Genomic DNA, 1,150 nt, shown 5'->3' on the forward strand with positions numbered 1-1,150 from the left:
GCTACTGATATTCCCTATCTTTTTTATCTTTAATCCATCATAGCTAGCGATGCAACAAAGCCATCCCAGTGTCTGGGCACTGGGATGACAGGAGAAGGCACTGGGATGACAAGAATAGGGCACTGGGATCTAGTGGGCTCAAACTACAATGTTTGTACAGCTGTGATCTATATTCTATAGCTGAATAATTTAACAATTCAAAATGAATACATATCCTATTGAGCTCTATATTACATACCAGGTTGCTTTGCCTTTTCCATGCTGAGTGATGTGATTACTCTTTACGAGATTAGATACGTGCTTCTTTAAGGTACTACGATTTGCTTTAGTAATATTTTCCAAATCCTTAATTGTAAGACGTCCATGTTTGCTGAGTAGTGCTAATACTTTAGCAGAAAGTGGCGGTAAATAGAGATTTAACACTTTTTCATGTGACACCTTTTGCTCAAGATGAGACTTTTGCTTTTGTAGTGATCTTAAAAAAACATAAGCCATGGATTAAAATCATAGCTGCCCGTCTTCAAAGATTGTTGAGTACGACGTAAAGCTAAGTAATAACTCTCCCTGTTACCTTCAATTACACTTTCAAGAGAGCTGTAAGGTACGTATGTATACCCTAACTTTAGCAGTAAGAAAGTTGTAAGAATACGTGATAACCTTCCATTTCCATCTTGAAAGGGGTGGATAGCCAAAAAAGTAACTATAAAGATGCCAATAATTAATAGAGGGTGTAACGATTTCACCTCTAATTGCTGGCTAGTTCAATAAATAAGTTCTTGCATTTGTGTTGCTGTCTCAAATGGAGAGGCTGTTTCAAAAACTATGCCCAAGCTTTTTCCAGATTCATCAAACGCTTCAACATGATTGGGGAATTTTTTATATTCTCCCATGTGCCTTTGATCTTTATATGAAAATTGTAAAAGCCAGATGTGAAACTGTTTTATAGTGTTTTCTGTAAATGGCATCTTGTTAAAGTTTTGAAATACTTCTTCACACACATACGCATATCCGGCTATTTCTCGTTCATCTAGAGAACGAAATGAGCGTGTATCAAGTTTGGATAGTATAGCACTTCTCATAATAGTCCAAAAAAGGTAAGATATGGATTTATAGTAGTGATGGTAAGCATGCCAGCAGCATATAGTTATGA

2 protein-coding genes and 1 pseudogene are annotated in these 1,150 nt (G+C 36.3%); all 3 read right to left on the minus strand.

Annotated features, from left to right (window positions below; all coding sequences use genetic code 11):
- Positions 1 to 225: 225 nt before the first annotated feature.
- Positions 226 to 495 carry a DUF977 family protein gene (locus OZD66_RS05225; protein WP_259348497.1) on the minus strand — a complete coding sequence of 90 codons (270 nt, stop codon included), beginning with the start codon at positions 493 to 495 and terminating at the stop codon, positions 226 to 228.
- Positions 477 to 743 carry a Fic family protein gene (locus tag OZD66_RS05230; protein WP_275022424.1) on the minus strand — a complete coding sequence of 89 codons (267 nt, stop codon included), beginning with the start codon at positions 741 to 743 and terminating at the stop codon, positions 477 to 479. The genes OZD66_RS05225 and OZD66_RS05230 overlap by 19 nt, the downstream gene beginning before the upstream one ends.
- A gap of 18 nt (positions 744 to 761) precedes the next feature.
- A pseudogene (locus tag OZD66_RS05235) lies at positions 762 to 1,150 on the minus strand (hypothetical protein); the annotation flags it as partial.

It is taken from the genome of Wolbachia endosymbiont of Drosophila baimaii, assembly GCF_028982185.1.
Lineage (GTDB): Bacteria > Pseudomonadota > Alphaproteobacteria > Rickettsiales > Anaplasmataceae > Wolbachia > Wolbachia pipientis.

Coding starts and splice junctions, on each gene's coding strand:
- OZD66_RS05225 (WP_259348497.1), bottom strand. CDS start 495: ATGGCTTATGTTTTTTTAAGATCACTACAAAAGCAAAAGTCTCATCTT.